The sequence below is a fragment of the Chryseobacterium sp. 27AL genome (assembly GCF_057815395.1).
The window spans coordinates 41,621-60,697 of sequence record NZ_JBYRIW010000003.1; the positions used below are offsets into that span (position 1 = coordinate 41,621).

23 protein-coding genes are annotated in these 19,077 nt (G+C 35.7%); 10 read left to right on the forward strand and 13 right to left on the reverse strand.

The annotated features are described in order from the left end of the window. Positions 1-13: 13 nt before the first annotated feature. Genes AC3WV0_RS07680 through AC3WV0_RS07690 form a run of 3 tightly spaced genes read right to left on the reverse strand, consistent with a single transcriptional unit; the run spans position 14 to position 1,843 of the window. Complete coding sequence (locus AC3WV0_RS07680) at positions 14-820, reverse strand: TPM domain-containing protein (RefSeq protein WP_488845420.1); 807 nt, start codon at positions 818-820, stop codon at positions 14-16. Continuing rightward, a complete protein-coding gene (locus AC3WV0_RS07685) occupies positions 801-1,235 on the reverse strand; it encodes a TPM domain-containing protein (RefSeq protein WP_488845422.1) in 435 nt (144 codons plus the stop codon). Before AC3WV0_RS07685 ends, AC3WV0_RS07680 begins: the two co-directional genes overlap by 20 nt. Continuing rightward, positions 1,235-1,843, reverse strand: a complete 609-nt coding sequence (locus AC3WV0_RS07690; protein WP_449388443.1) for a LemA family protein — start codon at positions 1,841-1,843, stop codon at positions 1,235-1,237. Before AC3WV0_RS07690 ends, AC3WV0_RS07685 begins: the two co-directional genes overlap by 1 nt. Before the next feature lie 76 nt (positions 1,844-1,919). On the opposite strand from AC3WV0_RS07690, the gene AC3WV0_RS07695 reads away from it, so the two are divergent. Beyond that, entirely contained in the window at positions 1,920-2,411 is a 492-nt protein-coding gene (locus tag AC3WV0_RS07695) for a dihydrofolate reductase (RefSeq protein ID WP_488845425.1), read from the forward strand. Between the two features lie 93 nt (positions 2,412-2,504). Next, entirely contained in the window at positions 2,505-3,074 is a 570-nt protein-coding gene (locus AC3WV0_RS07700) for a DUF2892 domain-containing protein (RefSeq protein ID WP_488845426.1), read from the forward strand. A gap of 129 nt (positions 3,075-3,203) precedes the next feature. Here AC3WV0_RS07700 and AC3WV0_RS07705 read toward each other — a convergent pair whose 3' ends face one another. From AC3WV0_RS07705 to AC3WV0_RS07720, 4 genes are all read right to left on the reverse strand, one after another. Next, positions 3,204-3,836, reverse strand: a complete 633-nt coding sequence (locus AC3WV0_RS07705) for a trimeric intracellular cation channel family protein (protein ID WP_488845428.1) — start codon at positions 3,834-3,836, stop codon at positions 3,204-3,206. Positions 3,837-3,882: 46 nt separating this feature from the next. Then, entirely contained in the window at positions 3,883-4,242 is a 360-nt protein-coding gene (locus AC3WV0_RS07710) for a four helix bundle protein (protein ID WP_488845430.1), read from the reverse strand. A gap of 34 nt (positions 4,243-4,276) precedes the next feature. Beyond that, on the reverse strand, positions 4,277-4,741 hold the full coding sequence (gene coaD, locus AC3WV0_RS07715; RefSeq protein ID WP_090002303.1) for a pantetheine-phosphate adenylyltransferase: 465 nt from the start codon (positions 4,739-4,741) through the stop codon (positions 4,277-4,279). 81 nt (positions 4,742-4,822) lie between these two features. Beyond that, the gene (locus tag AC3WV0_RS07720) at positions 4,823-5,809 is read right to left on the reverse strand and encodes a D-alanine--D-alanine ligase (protein WP_488845432.1); all 987 of its coding nucleotides are present in this window, start codon (positions 5,807-5,809) and stop codon (positions 4,823-4,825) included. A 133-nt stretch (positions 5,810-5,942) separates the two neighbouring features. On the opposite strand from AC3WV0_RS07720, the gene AC3WV0_RS07725 reads away from it, so the two are divergent. The 7 genes from AC3WV0_RS07725 (at position 5,943) to murI (ending at position 13,259) form a co-directional block, all read left to right on the forward strand. Beyond that, on the forward strand, positions 5,943-6,185 hold the full coding sequence (locus AC3WV0_RS07725) for a bacteriocin-like protein (RefSeq protein WP_312900698.1): 243 nt from the start codon (positions 5,943-5,945) through the stop codon (positions 6,183-6,185). A 259-nt stretch (positions 6,186-6,444) separates the two neighbouring features. Further along, the gene (locus tag AC3WV0_RS07730; protein ID WP_488845434.1) at positions 6,445-7,533 is read left to right on the forward strand and encodes a PASTA domain-containing protein; all 1,089 of its coding nucleotides are present in this window, start codon (positions 6,445-6,447) and stop codon (positions 7,531-7,533) included. Between the two features lie 71 nt (positions 7,534-7,604). Beyond that, on the forward strand, positions 7,605-8,678 hold the full coding sequence (locus AC3WV0_RS07735; RefSeq protein ID WP_488845436.1) for an RluA family pseudouridine synthase: 1,074 nt from the start codon (positions 7,605-7,607) through the stop codon (positions 8,676-8,678). A 51-nt stretch (positions 8,679-8,729) separates the two neighbouring features. Beyond that, entirely contained in the window at positions 8,730-9,680 is a 951-nt protein-coding gene (locus tag AC3WV0_RS07740) for a PorP/SprF family type IX secretion system membrane protein (RefSeq protein WP_312900701.1), read from the forward strand. Between the two features lie 80 nt (positions 9,681-9,760). Continuing rightward, complete coding sequence (locus AC3WV0_RS07745; protein ID WP_488845438.1) at positions 9,761-11,242, forward strand: rhomboid family intramembrane serine protease; 1,482 nt, start codon at positions 9,761-9,763, stop codon at positions 11,240-11,242. Beyond that, positions 11,239-12,363 (forward strand): radical SAM family heme chaperone HemW, encoded by a 1,125-nt coding sequence (gene hemW, locus AC3WV0_RS07750; protein ID WP_488845440.1) that lies wholly within the window; start codon positions 11,239-11,241, stop codon positions 12,361-12,363. The genes AC3WV0_RS07745 and hemW overlap by 4 nt, the downstream gene beginning before the upstream one ends. Positions 12,364-12,428: 65 nt before the next feature. After that, positions 12,429-13,259: a glutamate racemase gene (murI, locus tag AC3WV0_RS07755; RefSeq protein ID WP_488845442.1), complete on the forward strand. Its 831-nt coding sequence runs from the start codon at positions 12,429-12,431 to the stop codon at positions 13,257-13,259. 257 nt (positions 13,260-13,516) lie between these two features. Here murI and AC3WV0_RS07760 read toward each other — a convergent pair whose 3' ends face one another. The 5 genes from AC3WV0_RS07760 to AC3WV0_RS07780 form a co-directional block, all read right to left on the reverse strand. Continuing rightward, positions 13,517-14,101: an RsmD family RNA methyltransferase gene (locus AC3WV0_RS07760; protein WP_488845444.1), complete on the reverse strand. Its 585-nt coding sequence runs from the start codon at positions 14,099-14,101 to the stop codon at positions 13,517-13,519. Between the two features lie 68 nt (positions 14,102-14,169). Continuing rightward, on the reverse strand, positions 14,170-14,886 hold the full coding sequence (locus AC3WV0_RS07765) for a DUF3822 family protein (protein ID WP_488845446.1): 717 nt from the start codon (positions 14,884-14,886) through the stop codon (positions 14,170-14,172). Positions 14,887-14,904: 18 nt separating this feature from the next. Continuing rightward, a complete protein-coding gene (locus AC3WV0_RS07770; RefSeq protein WP_488845448.1) occupies positions 14,905-15,399 on the reverse strand; it encodes a DUF8465 domain-containing protein in 495 nt (164 codons plus the stop codon). Positions 15,400-15,490: 91 nt separating this feature from the next. Next, entirely contained in the window at positions 15,491-15,988 is a 498-nt protein-coding gene (locus AC3WV0_RS07775; RefSeq protein WP_488845450.1) for a metallophosphoesterase family protein, read from the reverse strand. Continuing rightward, entirely contained in the window at positions 15,988-16,437 is a 450-nt protein-coding gene (locus AC3WV0_RS07780) for a hypothetical protein (protein ID WP_248390861.1), read from the reverse strand. The genes AC3WV0_RS07775 and AC3WV0_RS07780 overlap by 1 nt, the downstream gene beginning before the upstream one ends. A 143-nt stretch (positions 16,438-16,580) precedes the next feature. Here AC3WV0_RS07780 and AC3WV0_RS07785 point away from each other — a divergent pair, with 143 nt between their 5' ends. Then, positions 16,581-18,125 (forward strand): serine hydrolase, encoded by a 1,545-nt coding sequence (locus tag AC3WV0_RS07785; RefSeq protein ID WP_488845452.1) that lies wholly within the window; start codon positions 16,581-16,583, stop codon positions 18,123-18,125. 376 nt (positions 18,126-18,501) lie between these two features. Here AC3WV0_RS07785 and AC3WV0_RS07790 read toward each other — a convergent pair whose 3' ends face one another. Further along, a complete protein-coding gene (locus tag AC3WV0_RS07790) occupies positions 18,502-18,981 on the reverse strand; it encodes a SixA phosphatase family protein (protein WP_312900707.1) in 480 nt (159 codons plus the stop codon). Positions 18,982-19,077: the final 96 nt, after the last annotated feature.

Consider the following 19,077-nt stretch of genomic DNA (forward strand, 5'->3'; position numbering starts at 1 on the left):
AGACAATAAAAGCTTACCATCCACCAGAGGCGCCACCACCGCCAAAGCTTCCGCCTCCGCCAAAGCCTCCAAATCCACCGCCTCCAGAGCTTCCGCCTCCAAATCCACCACCCCCGAAACTGCCCGGGAAAGGGAAAAATCCACCAGGATAGTTTCTTCTGCCTCTTCTTGAAAGGATGACATCGTCGTCATCTCCATTTCCACCTCTTCCTCCACCTCGGTTTCCGAAAATTATTGAGAAAATGATGAAGATGACAAATGCAATAATCATGATTTTAATAAGACCTCCATTGCCGCTCTTTTTGTGTTCTTTTAAAGGTTTAAATTTACCCTGAACGGCATCCATAATAGCAGACGTTCCGCGGTCGATTCCTTCATACCATTCGCCCTGCTTAAAATGTGGAGTAACAATATAATCCAGAATCTGACCTGCCACTGACGCTGTTAAGTACTGCTCGACGGCCCGTCCCTGCTGAATCGACATCGTGTGGTCTTCGCTGGCAATTAAAAAAACGACTCCATTGTCAACCCCTTTTTGCCCGATACCCCATTTTTCACCAAACATGGTAGCAAGAAAATTAACATCTTCTCCCTGGGTCGATTTGATAATAATGACCTCAATCTCAGTGGAAGTAGAATCTGAGAAAGCAATAAGCTTTTTGTTAAGATCATTTTTTTCCTGTTCAGAAAGAAGATTAGCTTCGTCAAAAACCGGATACAGTACTGCTGGCTTTTTAGGAATAGAATACTGTGCTGATACAAATGTGTAAAAGCATATAAGGATGAATGAAAGTACTAATTTAAGAGAACGTAATTTCATTAGACAGCTGGTTGGGGTTTTCTCCAGTGACAGGAAAATGTTTTTTTAGTTCAAGACCGGTTTCCAGAATGGCACTTTTCAGCGCTTTGTAGTAATTTCCTTTGGCAAATTCAGAAGTAATAAAGTCGTGCAGATGATCCCAGTAAGACTGACTTACCTTTTCGTGAATACCCGTATCACCTATAATGGTAAGGTATTTCTGTTCAAAATTAACATGAAAAAGAACTGCATTTTTCTCAGTGGTCTTCCCCATACATAATTCCTCAAATACCTTAAATGCTGTTTTTGCATTGTCGTTGTCTGTATTTGAATCGATATGTACGCGGATTTCGCCGGTAGAATGTTCCTCTGCTGACTGAATAGCTTCCACGAGGGAAGCTATCTGCTGACTTGTTAAGAATTTACCGGCCGCCATTACTCTGTGAATACTTCAGGTGCTTTTTCAGCGCCCGCTTCTGCTTTGAAATATGGTTTTTCTTTAAAATTGGTAAAATTTGCCAGGATATTGTTCGGGAATGTTTTAATAGCGGTATTATATTCCTGAGCTGCCTGGTTGTAATATACCGTTTCTGTACGGATGCTGTTTTCGATGGCCGTATATTCTCTCTGGAAATTAATGTATTGCTGATCCGCTTTCAAATTAGGATAAGATTCCACAACAGCCATTAATCTGCTTAATGCTCCGGATAATTCACCTTGTGCAGCCTGGAATTTTGCCATGTCCTGTTCTGTCATATTCGTAGGATCGATGTTTATAGAAGTTGCTTTTGACCTTGCTTCAACAACTTTTGTCAAAGTTTCCTGCTCAAATTTCGAATATGATTTTACTGTTCTTTCAAGATTAGGAATCAGGTTGGCTCTTTTCTGGTATACTGTTTCAATATTAGACCATTTGGTATTGACATTCTGTTCTTTCGTTACAAAATTATTGTAGCCGCTTTTTCCCCAGAAGAATAAAACCGCAACGATAATCAGAAGAGCAATGCCGATAGTTCCGGCGCTCAGACAGCCTCTGTTTTTCATAGTTTAATTTTTTTAAAAATTTTTTGTGCTAACCAAATATACAAATTATGTGCTAATTTTGTAAAAAATAATTTTAATGACAACAATCGTCGTGGCAATGGGAGAGAAGAACGAAATTGGTTTTGAAAATCAGTTACTTTGGCATCTTCCGAAAGATTTAAAACACTTTAAAGATCTTACATCGGGACATCCGGTGATTATGGGAAGGAAAACATATGAGAGCATCGGAAAGCCGCTTCCCAACCGTACAAATATTGTTGTATCAAGAAAAAGCGACTGGTTTCAGGAAGGAATTCTTATTGTAGGAAGTATTAAAGAGGCTATAAAATTTGCAAAAAAAATAGATGAAGATATTTTCATTATCGGTGGCGGAAAAATTTATGAACAGACGATGGATATTGTTGATCGAATGGAAGTTACCAGGGTGAAGGCCGATCTTAATGCCGATACATTTTTTCCTGAAATTGATGAAAAAGTGTGGCGAAAAGTAAATGAAACCTGTCATGAAAAAGACGAGAAAAATCAATATGATTTTTGTTTTCAAACCTTTGAAAAAATTAATATTTAAGTTAGTATTTCAGAGTTTAATGTAAAACTTTAGACGTTGAACCACAAACCCTGAATCATAAATTTCTTATCTTTGCACTTCTAAAATTTAATAATGAATAAGTATATAAAAATTGCCATTGCTGCAGTTCTCATACTTTTGGGACTTTATATGATGATTTTTACAAGAAATCTGGGTTGGGGAATTGTTGTCTTTCTTCTGGCAGCAGCTCCGATTTTACTTTTCTTTAAAAATGAATATATCCTGCTGGCTTTCTGGCAGCTGAGAAAACAGAATATGGAAAAAGCGGCAGACTGGCTGAAAAATATTACCAATTATCAGATGCAGCTTCACAGATCTCAATATGGTTATTATCATTATCTGATGGGGTTGACGCAGGCTCAGGATCATCCGACAAAAGTGGAACCTCTGATGAAAAAAGCGTTGGAATACGGTCTTAACATGAAGCATGACAGAGCTATGGCTACTTTAAATCTTGCTGCTGCAGCCATTTCTAAAGGAAGAAAGCAGGAAGGTCAGAAATTGCTGGAAGAAGCAAAAAGATTAGACAGCGCCGGAATGATGACTGACCAGATCAAAATGATGAAGGAACAGCTGAAAATGCCATCCATGCAAAAGCATATGCACAACCCAAATATGAGACAGAGAGGGAAATTCTTTTAAGAAAATTTAAATTAAATATAAATGCATTTGAGAAATCAGATGCATTTTTTTTTAAGACTTAATTTAAATCAGATAAATAGGTGAGAAAAACTGATATGTATAGTTCTTAAATAAACCACAGTGATTTAATTACATTTCAGAATTATTATCATACCCGTAAAATTTAGGAATCTGCCAATGGTATTTTACAGCCAGCGTTCTTATAGCAACGATCAGAAGTATGGTGAAGATCTGTATGATGGTGTAAGTAAGTGTTGTGAATTTAGTCAATAGTAAGAAAGCAGAGCCACCTACGATACATGCCGTTGCATAAATCTCTTTCCTGAAAATTAATGGAATTCTGTTGAGCAGTATATCCCGGATAATTCCTCCGAAACAACCGGTAATGGTTCCCAGCCCGATACAGATCAAAGGATGTATATTTTCACTCAATCCTTTCTGGATACCGATTATGGTAAAAAGCCCCAATCCGAAGCTGTCAAAAATAAATAAAGTAACCCTGAAATTTTTCTCAAAAGATTTAAAGATCATTGTGAAAATGCTGGTCAGGATAATCAAAGCGCATGTCAGTAGATCATGCATCCAGAATACCGGAATGTCCAGGAGTAGATCCCTTACTGTTCCGCCACCCACAGAAGTAACAAAGGCGATAATCAGTACCCCGAACGGATCAAGCCGTTTCTGCATGGCAGCAAAGCTTCCCGACATCGAGAAGGATATCGTTCCAAGGACTTCTATGGCAAAATTAAACTGTTCGTGCATGTTTTACTTTTATGAGTAATGAGTAATTGGTAATAAATAATATCAATTATATTGTTATTTGGGACAACTTAAATTTATATGATGTCATTACTTTTACCAATTCATTACATTCGTTTTTTAACTCTAGAATTTTATCCTGATTTAAATATTGCAGCTCTTCAACAAGTTCAAGCCAGAATTGAGTTTCGTCAATTTCTTCAACGTCAATGCATATTTTGGCAAATTTTTCCTTTTCAGATCTTGCTCTTGAAACTGCTCTGTAGTTGGCGGCCACAGAAGTTGAAGATCTGATGATTTGCTTTCTGATTACTGAAAGATCGTCGGAATAAGGTAACGGAGACAATGATTTAATAATGGCAATAGAAAAATTCTTTGTTCTATCCCTAAATAGCTGATTAAAATCCATATTTAAAAATTACTTATTGCCGATTACTTATTACTCATCTTTCAACCCTAACGGAATCCGGAACCAGCAGTTCGTATTCGCCGCCGTGGTTGATGATTTCCCGTACAATGCTGCTGCTGATGAATGATTTCCCGGATGAGGTCAGCAAAAATACCGTTTCGAGTTTTTTATGAGCCAATGTTCTGTTGGTATGGGCAATGGCCTTTTCAAATTCAAAATCTGCAGGATTTCTTAATCCTCTGATGATATACTGAGCGTCTTTTTCAAAACAGTAATCAACGGTTAGTCCTTCAAAATAATCAACCTCTACATTTGGAAATTCGGCAACGGAATTCTGTATAAACTCCATCCTTTTTTCAAGAGGAAACATGTATTTTTTCTGGGAATTCTGCCCGATGGCAATAATGAGTTTATCAAAAAGCGGAGCTGCCCGTTCTATGATGTCGTAATGTCCTAACGTGATCGGGTCAAATGATCCGGGAAAAACAGCAATTTTCATGCGCAGTAAATTATAAGTTATGGGCTATGAATGATGAGGTAATTACAGAGTTATTAACTTCTACCTTCCAGCCTTTGTATTTTAATTTTTATGTAAAGCTTTTTCAACCTCGTTGCCACAAAGGTCTGTGATGGAAATTCCGTAAATCTTTGCCTGTTGCGGAAGGATGCTGGCAGGGGAGAATCCAGGATTGGTATTCATCTCCAGCATATAAGGAATTCCGTCCATCAGAATAAATTCGCTGCGTGAAAAACCGCTCATCCCCAGAGAGTTGTATGCTTTTTTTGCGATTTCCTCCACGCGGATTCTTGTTTCGTCGTCAATCCTTGCGGGGGTAATTTCTTCAGAAGCGCCTTCATATTTGGCCTCATAATCAAAAAATTCATTTTTAGGAACAATTTCCGTGATTCCCAAAACGATAGTTTCACCTTTATAATCAATAACTCCTACTGAAACTTCCATTCCATTAAGGAAACTTTCAATTAAAATTTCATCATCTTCTTTAAAGGCAATTTCTGTAGCTGCAATGAGGTCAGATTTTTCTTTAACTTTTGAAATTCCCAGAGAAGATCCCGACTGATTTGGTTTTACAAAAACAGGTAACCCGAGATTATCTATGATCTCATCAATATTGATGTTTTCCCCCTTTCTTAAGTACACACTTTTTGCAGAAGGAATACCATATTTTGAAAGTACAGCTAAAGTATCTTTTTTATTGAAAGTAAGAGCACTCTGATAAAAATCACATCCGGTATATTTCTGTCCGATAGCATCCCAGTATGCCTGGAGAATTCCATTTTCACCCGGTGTTCCGTGAATAATATTGAAGCAGACATCAAATTTTAAGGTCCTGTTATTGTCTAAGGCTACTGAAAAATCACCCTTGCTGATCGGGAATTTGTGATTGTTTTCATCTAAAAAATACCATTCATCCTTAAGAATAATCACTTTGTATACATCATAAAGATTTCTGTCCAGAGAATCATATATTAATTGTCCGCTTTTTAATGATACAACATATTCATCAGAATAGCCTCCCATCACTACGGCAACACCTTTTTTGCTCATATTTGTAAAGTATCAATTGGGGCAAATTTAATGAAATAGTTAAATACATGGTTAGAGTGTTTGTTTTTTTATTATTTTTAATAAAGCGGATTCCGAAAAGCTTTTAGAGTAGGAAAATCAAAAAAAATATTTTATGAAAAACTTAAAAAAACTTTCAAGAACACAATTAAAAGGTGTAGTGGGAGGACGTGCTTGCAGTATTGCAATTCAGCAAAGTAATGGTACATGGGTAACTCATTCCGGTAGTTGTGCTTATCATATGGGGAATGCCAATGAAGGAACAGGATACGCACAAGGTAGCCATTATTGTAATATTGGCGATGGCAAGATATATCATTTAACATCAAATGGAGGAGTTAGTCATTGTGATGATTAAAAATAAAAAGATTCATTCTCATAACTAAATGATATAAGAATTGTTTAAACGAAAAACGTTCTCATAGAGAAACGTGAGAAAAATTCATAAAAAGGCCGTTTCCATGAGTTGTGGGACGGTCTCTTTGTTTGTATTGATAGTTTATGATTTAATAAGACGCATCTCAATATAAAATATTAAGAAATAAGATATGAATCAAATAAATAGCATTTTAAAAACTTTAATTATATTTGCCATTACATTTAAAGTTTTTTGAAACATGTTTAAATCACTTTTCCACTGGAAAGTTTTAATTAATTTATTATTATCAATGGCACTTTTTGTGGGATTGATTTGGCTTACGTTCCGTTGGTTGGAATATTATACCGATCACGGTCAGGAAATTCCTGTCCCGAATGTAATGAACATGACAGCACAAGATGCCGTAAAAGTATTAGAGGATGCTGGTTTGAAATATAAGATTGATAGTTTTAATTATGATCCTAAGTATAAACCTTATCAGGTTTTAAAAGTATATCCTTTACCACATTCTCGTGTGAAACCAGAAGCATTAATCCAGATAATGGTCAATCCGAAGACCTGGGCCCCTGTTGCTATACCGGATGTTATTAACAAATATTCAGTGTTGGCTTTTCATAGGCTGGAACAGGTAGGATTAAAAGTCGGTGATACCATTTATGAACCAAGCATTCAGAGAGATGCCGTATTAAGGATTCTCTTTAAAGGAAATCCTGTAAAACCTATGACTAAAGTTCCGAGATTCTCTGTAGTAGATGTTGTTATTGGTTCAGGACCGTTGAGAAATATTTCCATTCCTAATGTTGTCGGACTTACCGTAAAAGAAGCAAGAGCGGTGATCGCCAGAAGTATGTTTGAAGTGGGTCTTGTAGAACATGAAGACGGAAGTAAAGATGAATCCGATATTATTTATTATCAGGATCCTGCCGCCGGAGATGTGAGAGATCAGGGAATGCAGATGGATCTTTGGGCAAGTAAGAGAACTCCTGCAGAATTGAGAGCAAAAATTGAAGAGCTGAATTCTGTATACCGAATGAAAGTAGATACAGGATTACCTCCAATACAGTATCAGGAAGTTCCTGCTTATCATGAGCCGGCATATGAAGAACCTCAGGTTCCTGCTCCACCAAAAAGAGAAAGCCCGAAACCTTCTTCTTCGGAACCTCAGAAATCTGGCGCAAAAACAACCGTTTCGGCCAATGAAGGTGCAAAACCGAAAACAACAACTTCCAATACAGCTAACGGAAATACAGTTCCCAATAATAAGCCTGCCGTTTCAACTCAAAAAACGGCGGAAAAACCGAAAGCTAAAAAAGTAGTAGTAGAATAATAAGTAATTCTCATAAAAATACAGGCTTCAACTTTTATTACGTTGAAGCCTTTTGTATAAAAAATAAAACAATGGCAGAAGATAACGAAGATTTTTTAGATGAAGAATTATTAGACCAAAACAGTATTGATAATATTGATATTGATGAGGAAAATAAGGGATTGTACGAGCATCTCAATATTACTGTGGATAAAAGTCAGGAGCCTTTGAGGATTGATAAGTTCCTTTTGATTTTTCGTCAGAATTCTTCAAGAAATAAAATTTCGCAGACCTGCAGAGCCGGAAACGTAGTCGTTAACGGAAACCCTGTTAAACAGAACTATCGTGTAAAACCGGGAGATCAGATTTCTGTATTGCTCGCGCATCCTCCGAGAGAAAATGTCATTGTTCCTCAGAATATTCCCATCAATATTGTATATGAAGATGACGATTTGATTGTTGTAGATAAAGATCCGGGAATGGTGGTGCATCCGGGATTTGGGAATTGGGACGGAACTTTAGTGAATGCATTAGCTTATCACTTTGAACAAAATGGAGAAAAATCTGATCTCGACAGGGTAGGATTAGTTCACAGAATTGATAAGGATACTTCCGGGCTCCTGGTGATCGCAAAAAATGAATATGCTTTAAGCTTTTTGGCCAAACAGTTTTTCGACAGAAAAACAAAGAGACTCTACTGGGCTTTTGTCTGGGGCAATGTACAGGATGATGAAGGAACCATAAGAGGCCATATAGGACGCCATCCTAAAAACAGGATGCAGATGCACACATATGAAGACGGTAGTCAAGGAAAGCACGCAGTAACCCATTACAAGGTTCTGGAAAGATTCAGATATATGACCTGGGTAGAATGTAAACTCGAAACGGGAAGAACACACCAGATCAGAGCGCACTTCAAACACATCGGTCACACTTTGTTTAATGATGAACGGTATGAAGGGCATACGCCTCTCCGAGGAGTGAATCTTCCTAAGTACAAGCAGTTTATAAAAAATGTATTTGAAATTTTGCCTAGACATGCACTTCATGCCCATACCTTAGGATTTATACATCCCACCACAAAGAAAGAATTATATTTTGAAAGCCCAATGCCGAAAGATATGGCGGATGCTGTAAAAAAATGGAGAAATTATTTAGAAAACTAAAAATATATTGAGAATTTTTTTATATTTGTTGAATTGAAATCAAGATTTGTTATGAGAAAACTATATGCTATCGTATGTTTAGCTCTTTTGTCAAATGCATACAAAGCACAAGAAACATTACCATACTATCAACAATACCTTTTAGATGGTGATTTTCTGTTCAACCCGGCACAATACGGAAAGACCGACTATGTGCAGCTTAATCTTAACTATCAGCAGCAATTTTCGAAGTTCAGTGAGTCTCCAAACGTACAGTCAGTGGGGATCAATGCGAACATATTTGATAGAGTAGGTGCGGGTTTATCAGTATTCAGAGACAGTAATGGTCCTATTTCCGCAGGAGGTATTACGGCTGGTGCTTCATATTTTATTCCTCTTAGCAGTGAAGGAGACAGAAAAGATCAGTTCTCTTTCGGTACAAGCGTTAGCTTATACAACATGAATTTTGATTATTCAAAAATTAATACCCAAGATGCTTCAGACCCTTTATTGCAGGGAAGTGAAAGTAACATCTTCATGGCTTATGCCAACTTCGGAGCAGCCGCTACTTACAGAAATATCTTTGCTTCAGTTTCCGTGAACGATATTGCTCTTACCAATGATGAGGCAATTGTAAACGGACGTGAGCCTTCTCCAATCAAATTCTTCTTGAATTTAGGATGGGACTGGCATTTTGCAGATAATATGTATCTGACACCGTCTGTATTAATCAACTTAAATACAAACTCTACAAGAACGATTGACGGTAACCTTATGGCTACATTCTTTAACGATATCAACTCATTCTCTTTCGGAGTAAACTACAGAACCGTTCAGAATAGATTCGACAGTCAGCAGTTACAGATTGCACCGGTTGTAAAAGTAAGATTTAACAAATTCATGGTGGGAGCTACTTACAACATCGGATTGTCTGATATCCAGGAATATGGAGGAAACAGCTTTATGTTAGGAGTAGGATATAACTTCGACAACTTCATTAACCACAGAGGTTATAGATATTAATTGATTTAATTTAAATAAATTTAAATAAAAATTATAGCACCGATTCAGTGGAATTGGTGCTATGTGTTTCAATACAAACGATGAAAAACTATTTTAGGAAAATTAAAAGTATTTTTCCTGCTCTGTTAGTGTCGATTTTGATATCAACCTTGATTTGTTTTTTCCTTAGATATCTAATAGAATTAAAGGCAGGAATAGATATAAAGCTTTTAACTTGGGAGTTTATCATTCCGTTTTTTATTTCTATTATTTCTGTCATTTTAATAAGGAATAAATTTATAGTACTCCAGTTTGAAAATAAAGAGAAAGATAATTTTGTATACATATTGATCTGTTGGATTTTGATTCTTTTTCTTATGATCATTTCTCAGATGTTTTTTACCAAATATTTTTATAGGAGTATTAGTGTCAATAATGTTTCAGAGATTAAATTTGATCGTGCTATTTCCGAGTATGAAATAAATAAGTTATACGTTGATCAGAGACAAGGCAAGGGCGATTTTCAAACAAAAATAGTTGGAAGAAATGGAGAAAAAATGCAAATGCAGATTTTCTTTATTGCTCCTATTTTTAAAGATTCTGCTTCTATTAAAGCCACTTCTAAGATATGGTATTCTGAAATTAAAGATACAACAATTAGTTATAGTTTATCAGATAACAAAAAAAAAGCTGCAGCAAAAAAGTTTATCCAAAATACGATTAATTATTTTGAAAAAAAGAATTTTTCTAAAGAACATCATTTTGAAAAGGTTTTTCAATCTGATGAAAAAGAAACTTTTGATAAATTAATTTTTAATCACGATAAATCAGCACTCATTTTAAAGCCTGTTTCAAATAAGACCAAAAAGGCTGACTATTTTTTATATTTATATTTTAAAATTCTAGTCGGTGGATTGCTCATCATACTTTTCTCTTTAATTTTTATACCTTATAAAGAAGTAGGTTATGATAAAAAAAGTGATGAGTTTTTATCAATTTTGAATTTTCTTATTCCTAAAAAAGGTCATTATTTTTTACCAGTCATAATTAACTTGAATATAATCTATTATTTAGTATTGGCTTTTTTGCAGGTAGATATTTTTTATCCTAAAACTGAAGATCTGGTTGTTTTTGGAGCGGTTAGTAGTGAAAAAATAGCTCAAGGAGAAATCTGGCGTTTGTTAACAGCAATATTTATGCATGGTAGTCTACCACACATAGTTTATAATATGTTTATTCTTTCATTCGCTGGTGTTTTTGCAAAGGATATCTTTGGGGAAAAGAGATTAAGCATTATATATTTTACTTCAGGAATTTTATCTATTATAATAACATTATGCTTTCATCATGATAACTATGTAGGATTAGGAGCTTCAGGAGCTATATTTGGTGTAATAGGAGGAATATTTGGAGTAAGTTGCGCAAATGGCTTTAAAGAAAACAAAACTGCCATATTTGTTACTTCAGGATATTTGTTATTGAATGTTCTTTTTGGATTAATTACAAATTCAGATAATGTTGTTCATATTTCTGGTTTTTTAATTGGTGCTTTAGTATCTTGGCTGTTTTTTATTATAAAATGATTTACCTTCACATTCCTTTTTGCAAACAGAAATGCAGCTACTGCAACTTTCATTTTTCAACATCTTTGAACTTTAAAGATGAAATGTTGGCTGCGATGAAAAAGGAAATCTCCATGCGGAATGATGAACTGCAGAATAAAAACCTGCAGTCGCTGTACTTTGGCGGGGGCACACCGTCCATCCTTTCATCTGATGAAATAAAATCTCTGATTGATGAGGTTTTGAAATATTTCACTTTTGATCATGATATTGAAATTACTTTAGAGGCCAATCCGGATGATCTGGACAAAACCTTTCTTAAAGGCTTAGCTGATTCTCCGATAAATCGTTTATCAATCGGGACTCAAAGTTTTTTTGAAGCTGATTTAAAATTGATGAATCGCGCTCATACTGCGTCAGAAGCTGAGGGCTCCATCAAAAGAGCCCAGGATTTCGGATTTGAAAATCTTAGCATTGATCTCATTTACGGTTCGCCGACGTCTAATCTGGAAATCTGGAAGAAAAATTTAAATAAAACCATTGCACTTCAGGTTCCGCATATTTCTTCATATGCGCTGACAGTTGAATCTAAAACCGCCCTGGAAAACTGGATTTCAAAAGGTAAAATAAAGAGTCCGAAAGAAGAAGAGCAGAACAGGGAATTCTATTATTTATCAGATTTCCTGAAGGATAACGGATTTGAACATTATGAAGTTTCCAATTTTGCTAAGCCTGATTTTTATTCAAAGCACAATTCTTCATACTGGAAATACAAAGAATATCTGGGCATTGGGCCGTCTGCACATTCTTATAACGGATATGATATCAGGAGCTGGAATGTTGCCAATAATCAGCAATATATTAAAAAACTCAATTCAAATATACTGGCTAAAGAAGAAGAAATTCTTTCTCTTAAAGATCAATTTAATGAAATGATTATGATTGGTTTAAGGACGATTTGGGGAGTTGATTTAAATCGTTTGAAAGAAAAATTCAATGGTGAAATAATAGAACATTCCCAGAAAGAGATTCAGTCAAAACTTAAAGAAAAGATATTAATCGTTGAAAACAACCATCTGAAAATTCCGGAAAAGCACTGGTTTATGGCAGATGGAATTGCCTCTGACCTGTTTATTGTCTAAATTAATTTCACGTAATATTTTACGTGACAAAATTCCTTATTTTTGCATAAAATTTCAACGTTATTTTGAAAACTAAAAAGCAAGATTACTCGCATCTTTCACCGAAACAGCCTATCGGGATTTTCGATAGTGGTGTGGGTGGATTAACGGTTGCTAAAGAAATTAAGCGGCTGCTTCCTCATGAAGATCTTATTTATTTCGGAGACACCAAACACCTTCCTTACGGTGAAAAATCGAGAGAAGCCATCATTGAATATTCTACGAAAATCACTAATTTTCTGCTGGAGCAAAATTGTAAGGCTATCGTCATTGCCTGTAACACGGCGACGGCGAATGCACTAAATGAAGTGATGCTTTCCGTTGCAGGGAAAGTGCCGGTGGTTGATGTAATTAATCCTGTCGCGGAGAAAGTTTCTTATGAAATTCATAATAACGTCGGCGTTATTGCGACTAAAGCTACAGTAAATTCCGGTCTGTACAAAAAGAGCATCAGAAAACATAATAAATGGATCAAGGTTGATGAGCTGGCGACGCCTTTATTGGTTCCGGCCATTGAAGAGGGTTTTAAAAATCATCCCATTACCCATGCAATTATTTATAATTACTTGAGCAACAGTAAGCTGAAGAATATTGAAACCCTGATTTTAGGCTGTACGCATTATCCTTTATTAATCGATGAAATCAAACAATATTATGGTAACCGTGTCCGTGTAATTGATTCTCCTAATATTGTGGCCAATCATTTGAAGATTATTTTAGATAAATACAATTTGCTCAATGATCAGAATCCCAACCCGAGCTATCATTTTTATCTATCGGATTTAACGAAAAATTTTGAAAAAATCTCCAAGAAATTCTTCGGAAGATCCATCGATTTAGAATTAAAAGTATTATAACATAAAAGCTGTTTCACATGAGACAGCTTTATCTTTTAGAGACTAACTCAATTTGTCATCCCGTAAGGATCTAAACTATGCATAAAATATTCCAGTCAGGATTCCTATAGATGACGAAAGAGTCTAAGTATACTACTATGTAAACTAAAAATAGCCCCGATTGTAATGAAAATCCTTTTTTTGCAAAAAAAAGATTGTAATGGAAAGCGGGAAAAAGCTCCTAAAAGTTTAGATTGTATAAACAAAAAATCAGGAAATTATTCCTGATTTTGTATTTCGTTTACCTCTCCTTTATTGGGCTTAAAAAAACTGAAGCTCACGTTTCCGTACTTTCGGGTGTCGTATAAGTTCGGATGATCAAATTTCATACGGCTTTGATGCTCAATGACCAGCACGCCGTTTTCTTTCAGGTATTTATTGTTTAAGACCAGGGAAATGATTTCCTGGTACTTTTTCTCTTCCATTTCAAATGGAGCGTCGGAAAAAACAATTTCAAAAGATTTTTTGTTTCTGAATTTTTTAAGCCAGTCGAAAACATCACCACGCTGAACATTCACCTGCAAAGCCATATCTAAATCAGCAGCGGTAGAATTGATGAAAGCCGTGTGTTTCGGGTTCATTTCTACAGAAGTTATATCCTGGCAGCCTCTGGAAGCAAATTCCAGCGTGATGGAGCCAATCCCTGCAAAAAGATCAAGCACGGAAACCGACTGCATATCATACGTATTTTCCAAAATACTGAAAAGCGCTTCTTTGGCAAAATCCGTCGTCGGTCTTACATCAAAATTCTTTGGAGCAGCTATTTTTTTGGCTTTCCATTTGCCTGAAATGATTCTGTACATAATTGTTAAGTTTTAGATTGTAGATAAAGCATGCGGGTGACTTAAACCTGGTAACTGCTTCCTGTAACCTAATTTAGTATAAAATTTTTATTCGGAATATTATCGAATATGATTTTTAAATTTTTCACAAATTTCTGAAGTTCGGAAATAAAGGTTTCATTTTCCGTAGTTTCTCCGTAAGCAAAGAAATTCGTTTCATTGATCCCAAAACCGATCTTGCTTAAGGTAAACATGATGAAGTAAAGAAAATCAACCTCAGAATTAACATCCAGATTATTATATAAAATAACTTTCCTGTTGTCTATGGCAAAAAACTCACATTGATTGTGATAAAGATTAATGTGAATTTCCTTATTATTTTTATTATGGATGGAATTCAGAAACTTCTCGCCCGAAAAATTAAAATTCACAGGTAAAGCCAAATCTTTGATCTTTCTGTAAAAATCCTTAGGGAATGTGTAATAAAACTGAACTTTGAACTTCTCATTGATCGACAGCATCAGCTCTTCTTTTTCCTTGTCAACAGGGGCATTGAATGCGATCAGATCAAATCCTGTTTCATGCTGCGAAAATCCTTCCGGCATCAGTGTAAAATGATTCAGTGCCGAAACAACATGAATTTCATCAAACCTTTGTTTAATCAGTACTTCGTCCAGTTTATCTGAAATAAGATTTTCCGGAGATTCTTCATTTACGAAATACGATTTTTCTTCCACAATGCTTTTATTCCTGGCAATCTGGTAAGTCAGTCCGTCTTTGGTGAAAAGTAAATTAAGTATATTCATATTTCAATTCCTGCAAATTTAGTGAAATTCTACCATTACCGCACCTGATTGATGATGAAGTATTTCCTTATTGTAAAAATCAAGTCCGGTCTGGCTTTCCAGGATATCCAGAACCATTCGCTGAAGGGTTCCGTCTCCAATACCGTGAACGATCTCTAATCTTTTAAGATGATTTTTCCTGCAAAGATTCAACGTTTCGAGTAATCTTTCCTTCTGAATGAAAAGCCTTTCAAAACTGTCATAATCATTAGGGTTTTTAACAAGATTATGAAAATGAAGGTCAAGAACCAAAGCATTTTTCTGATGTTTTTTAGAAATGTTTTTTTTAGGCTCTGCTTTTTTTTCAACTTTAATATTTTCGTACAGATCTGAATTTTTCGGAACCAGTTTTTCTTTCGGATACTGATGTGTAAAACCATATTCATCTTTAAAAACAACAACATTTCCGTTGACCGAAGTTACAATCCCGCTCAAATCTTCATCTACCACCGAAACTTTATCTCCTATTTTCATAATTTTTCTAAAACACAAAATGCACAAATATTTTCACAAATTTCCACAAATTAAATTAGTGATATTCGTGAAACATTAGTGAGATCCGTGTTTAAAATTTAGGCCCCAATTCAATCACTTCCAGATCCTTGATTTCCGTACCGTCGATTACAAAACGCATCATCGTTCTCATTTTGTGCCATCCCTGCTTTCCACATGCTCCCGGATTGAGATGAAGCAGGTTGTTTTTCTGATCAAACATCACTTTCAAAATATGCGAATGGCCTGAAATAAATAGCTTTGGAGCTTTTCCCGCAATTTCCTGTTTTGCCAGCGGAGTATATTTTCCCGGATAACCGCCGATGTGGATCATCAGAACTTCCACACCTTCGCAAAAGAAACGATTCACTTCAGGGAATTCCGAACGGATTTTAGCATTGTCGATATTTCCGTAAACGCCTTTTAGCGGTTTTATTTTTTCCAGCTGCTCAATCACTTCCATGCTTCCAAAGTCACCACCATGCCATATTTCATCTGCCTGCCCGGCATATTCTAAAATACGGTCATCAATATATGAATGGGAATCGGAAAGAAGAAGGATTTTGGTCATTATCTGAAGGTTCTGTCGGTAATATTTTCGTCGTATTTTTCTTTAAATGTCTGCACTCTTTCAGGATTCAATTCACCATCATTATTGATTACTCTTTCTTTTAATAACCATTTGATCAGCTTTTCCATCGCTTTTCTGGAGTTCATGAAATTTAAGATTTTTGTAAAATCAGTGGATTCAACCTTTGTTTTTTCAGTGAGGAAATTTAGAACATAGTAATCATCATCCATATATTTGGGCGTTTCATTATCCATTTGTCTGAACATAAGGATTTCTTCATCATCTTTCATGCTGTAAAATGAATACTGCAGTACATTGATTTTTTCGGCTTTCAGGATCTGTTTCCCATCCAGCAGAACTTTATCGTCTTTAATGACAACTTCTTGGGAAAAATAAAAGCTTAGACCGGAAATTAATAGGAATAATGTCAATAGTTTTTTTGTTTTCATTTAATGTTTAAATTTTTACAAAGATAAACTTTAAAAAAAATTCCGGAAACTGATTTTTTAAGAACATTAAAAAGATATAAATAAACGTCTTAAATTAAGATTAAATCAGACGTCATAATTTATTACCTTTAGGCAAAAATTAAATGAAGCAGAAACTTTCTTTTTTCCTTCTTTTACTTGCTGTCGGTATTGCGAACGCACAGGTGGAAGAGAAAAAACTTGATGAACTTGTACAAAATACCCTGAAAACATTCGATGTGCCGGGTATGTCAGTGGGAATTATCAAAGATGGCAAAGTGATTTATTCAAAAGGATTTGGCGTACGCTCTCTAATGACCAAACAACCGATGGATGACAATACACTTGTTGGAATCGCCTCCAACTCCAAAGGTTTTACGTGTACGGCTTTGGCTATTTTAGCCGATGAAGGAAAGCTGGATTGGGACGATAAAGTTTCCAAATATATTCCTGAATTTCAGATGTATGATCCGTATGTTTCTCAAAATGTTACCATTAAAGATTTGGTGACGCACAGAACCGGACTGGGACTGGGACAAGGAGATTTGATGTTCTTTCCGGAAGGCGGAAATTTAACGGTCAATGATATTGTTCACAATGTACGGTATTTAAAGCCTGAAAATCCTTTCAGAACAACATTAGATTATAATAATATCATGTTCATTGTTGCCGGTGAAGTCATTCACAGAGTTTCAGGATTAAGCTGGGCAGAATTTATCGAACAGAGAATTATGAAACCTGTCGGGATGACTTCAAGTTTCGGAAGCTACAACAGGGCAAAAGCTGTTGCCAATAAAATCGATGCGCATGCTCCGGTTGACGGAAAAGCCGTTGCCGTTCCCCACGACTGGAACGAAACAGGCAATGCTGCGGGAGGAATTTTGAGCAATATTAAAGACATGACAACATGGGCAGAATTTCTGTTGAATAATTTCACCACGAAAGACGGTAAAAAATTAGTTTCAGATAAAAACGTTCATCAGCTTTGGAGCTTACAGATTCCAGATGCAGTGGCGGCAAAAAATCCTTATGACACCAGTTTCTACGGATATGGAATGGGCTGGTTTTTAAGTGATGTGAAAGGTCATAAACAAATTCAGCACACCGGCGGATTAATCGGAACGGTTACGCAGTTTACGCTGATCCCGGATATGAAATTGGGAATTGTCGTTTTAACGAATCAACAGTCCGGAGCTGCTTTCAGTACGATTACCAACACCATAAAAGATTCTTATTTAGGTATTGCAGACCGTAACTGGCTGAAAACGTATAGCGACAGAATGAAGAAAATGGAAGAAGGTTTTGACAAACAGAAAAAAGAAGCCTTTGCCAAATCAGAAGCTTTCCGAAAGGATAAAAACCTTCAGCCAAAAGCAGAACAATTCGTCGGAACCTATAGCGACAAATGGTTTGGCGATGTAGAAATCTCACAGCAGGGAAATGCTTACAGGATTTTCTGTAAAAATTCTCCAAGATTAAAAGGGGAATTACTGCCTTTTTCCAATAATTCTTTTATTATCAAATGGGATGACAGAAGCTATGATGCCGATGCTTATATTATTTTCGACTATGACGAGACAGGAAAAGCGCAGTCTGCCAGACTGAAACCGATTTCCGATGTTACCGATTTCAGTTTTGATTTTGATGATCTGGATTTGAGACGGAAATAATTTATAAAAAATCATTCAGGGGATGGTTATCAATAGGGACGGGCTTAGCCCGTCTTTCTGTTTTGGATTGGAGAAAAAGGCTTTAGCCGAAAATGATGGGTTAAGTTTGTTTGAACTTTTTATGTAACCACAAAAGTGACAAAGCTTTTAACACATAAGTCATATTAGATTAAATGATAAAGCGTTGCGCATATTTTAGAACACCCAAATTTTTAAAAATCTTTGATTTTTTTCTAATGTGCTCTAAAATATTTTTCAAAATTATCAAAATTCTTCTGTGGCTAATGTGTATGAATTCTCTATGAAAATCCGTTGTTTGATTTATGAAGATTCTTCGCTGCTCTCAGAATGGCAAAAGCCTCTATTTACAGACGATTTATTTAATTTTTCCCGGATCATAAAAAAAGAGCAGTCTCTTTTTGGCTCCGTCAAATTCCGACCACGAATTGCAGTCGATCTCAAAACCCGCAACACCACAAGTCGGGAAGTGGAAGATATCTTCAGAAATAGAATTGGCAAAATTGGAAATTCCATTATTGTGGGAGAAAAATGCTACAGAATTTACATTGTCATCTAAATCATAGATCACAGACTCAAAATTGCTTTCCGAAGGATTATAAAGTTTCTCATTCGTGACCATATTGATGTCATAAGACTGATTGAAGATTTTGCATGTATTCAATGCACGTACAGCCGGGCTCGACACAAAATAGTCGATTGCCACATTGTTATTTTTCATAAACCTGGACATCTGCATGGCTTCTTCTAACCCCTTGTCTGCCAAAGGTCTGTCGAAGTCCTCTGTTTCTTCGGGCCAGTCACTTTTCGCATGTCTTACGAGAATGAGTTTCTTCATATTTTCGTTTTTAGAAAATTAAAATTATAAAAAAAATAGCGGAATAAAAACATGATTTATAAAAAAAATGTGTTTGGAATAAAATCATTAAAATTT

Excerpts from the sequence above, each read along its gene's own strand:
- AC3WV0_RS07725 (WP_312900698.1), top strand. The coding sequence starts at position 5,943 with ATGAAAAACTTAAAAAAACTTTCAAGAACACAATTAAAAGGTGTAGTG.
- hemW (WP_488845440.1), top strand. The coding sequence starts at position 11,239 with ATGATTTACCTTCACATTCCTTTTTGCAAACAGAAATGCAGCTACTGC.
- AC3WV0_RS07790 (WP_312900707.1), bottom strand. The coding sequence starts at position 18,981 with ATGAAGAAACTCATTCTCGTAAGACATGCGAAAAGTGACTGGCCCGAA.
- AC3WV0_RS07685 (WP_488845422.1), bottom strand. The coding sequence starts at position 1,235 with ATGGCGGCCGGTAAATTCTTAACAAGTCAGCAGATAGCTTCCCTCGTG.
- AC3WV0_RS07680 (WP_488845420.1), bottom strand. The coding sequence starts at position 820 with ATGAAATTACGTTCTCTTAAATTAGTACTTTCATTCATCCTTATATGC.
- AC3WV0_RS07760 (WP_488845444.1), bottom strand. The coding sequence starts at position 14,101 with ATGTACAGAATCATTTCAGGCAAATGGAAAGCCAAAAAAATAGCTGCT.
- AC3WV0_RS07710 (WP_488845430.1), bottom strand. The coding sequence starts at position 4,242 with ATGGATTTTAATCAGCTATTTAGGGATAGAACAAAGAATTTTTCTATT.
- AC3WV0_RS07740 (WP_312900701.1), top strand. The coding sequence starts at position 8,730 with ATGAGAAAACTATATGCTATCGTATGTTTAGCTCTTTTGTCAAATGCA.
- AC3WV0_RS07765 (WP_488845446.1), bottom strand. The coding sequence starts at position 14,886 with ATGAATATACTTAATTTACTTTTCACCAAAGACGGACTGACTTACCAG.
- AC3WV0_RS07780 (WP_248390861.1), bottom strand. The coding sequence starts at position 16,437 with ATGAAAACAAAAAAACTATTGACATTATTCCTATTAATTTCCGGTCTA.
- AC3WV0_RS07745 (WP_488845438.1), top strand. The coding sequence starts at position 9,761 with ATGAAAAACTATTTTAGGAAAATTAAAAGTATTTTTCCTGCTCTGTTA.
- AC3WV0_RS07730 (WP_488845434.1), top strand. The coding sequence starts at position 6,445 with ATGTTTAAATCACTTTTCCACTGGAAAGTTTTAATTAATTTATTATTA.
- AC3WV0_RS07735 (WP_488845436.1), top strand. The coding sequence starts at position 7,605 with ATGGCAGAAGATAACGAAGATTTTTTAGATGAAGAATTATTAGACCAA.
- coaD (WP_090002303.1), bottom strand. The coding sequence starts at position 4,741 with ATGAAAATTGCTGTTTTTCCCGGATCATTTGACCCGATCACGTTAGGA.
- AC3WV0_RS07775 (WP_488845450.1), bottom strand. The coding sequence starts at position 15,988 with ATGACCAAAATCCTTCTTCTTTCCGATTCCCATTCATATATTGATGAC.
- AC3WV0_RS07695 (WP_488845425.1), top strand. The coding sequence starts at position 1,920 with ATGACAACAATCGTCGTGGCAATGGGAGAGAAGAACGAAATTGGTTTT.
- AC3WV0_RS07705 (WP_488845428.1), bottom strand. The coding sequence starts at position 3,836 with ATGCACGAACAGTTTAATTTTGCCATAGAAGTCCTTGGAACGATATCC.
- AC3WV0_RS07690 (WP_449388443.1), bottom strand. The coding sequence starts at position 1,843 with ATGAAAAACAGAGGCTGTCTGAGCGCCGGAACTATCGGCATTGCTCTT.
- AC3WV0_RS07720 (WP_488845432.1), bottom strand. The coding sequence starts at position 5,809 with ATGAGCAAAAAAGGTGTTGCCGTAGTGATGGGAGGCTATTCTGATGAA.
- AC3WV0_RS07700 (WP_488845426.1), top strand. The coding sequence starts at position 2,505 with ATGAATAAGTATATAAAAATTGCCATTGCTGCAGTTCTCATACTTTTG.
- AC3WV0_RS07770 (WP_488845448.1), bottom strand. The coding sequence starts at position 15,399 with ATGAAAATAGGAGATAAAGTTTCGGTGGTAGATGAAGATTTGAGCGGG.
- AC3WV0_RS07785 (WP_488845452.1), top strand. The coding sequence starts at position 16,581 with ATGAAGCAGAAACTTTCTTTTTTCCTTCTTTTACTTGCTGTCGGTATT.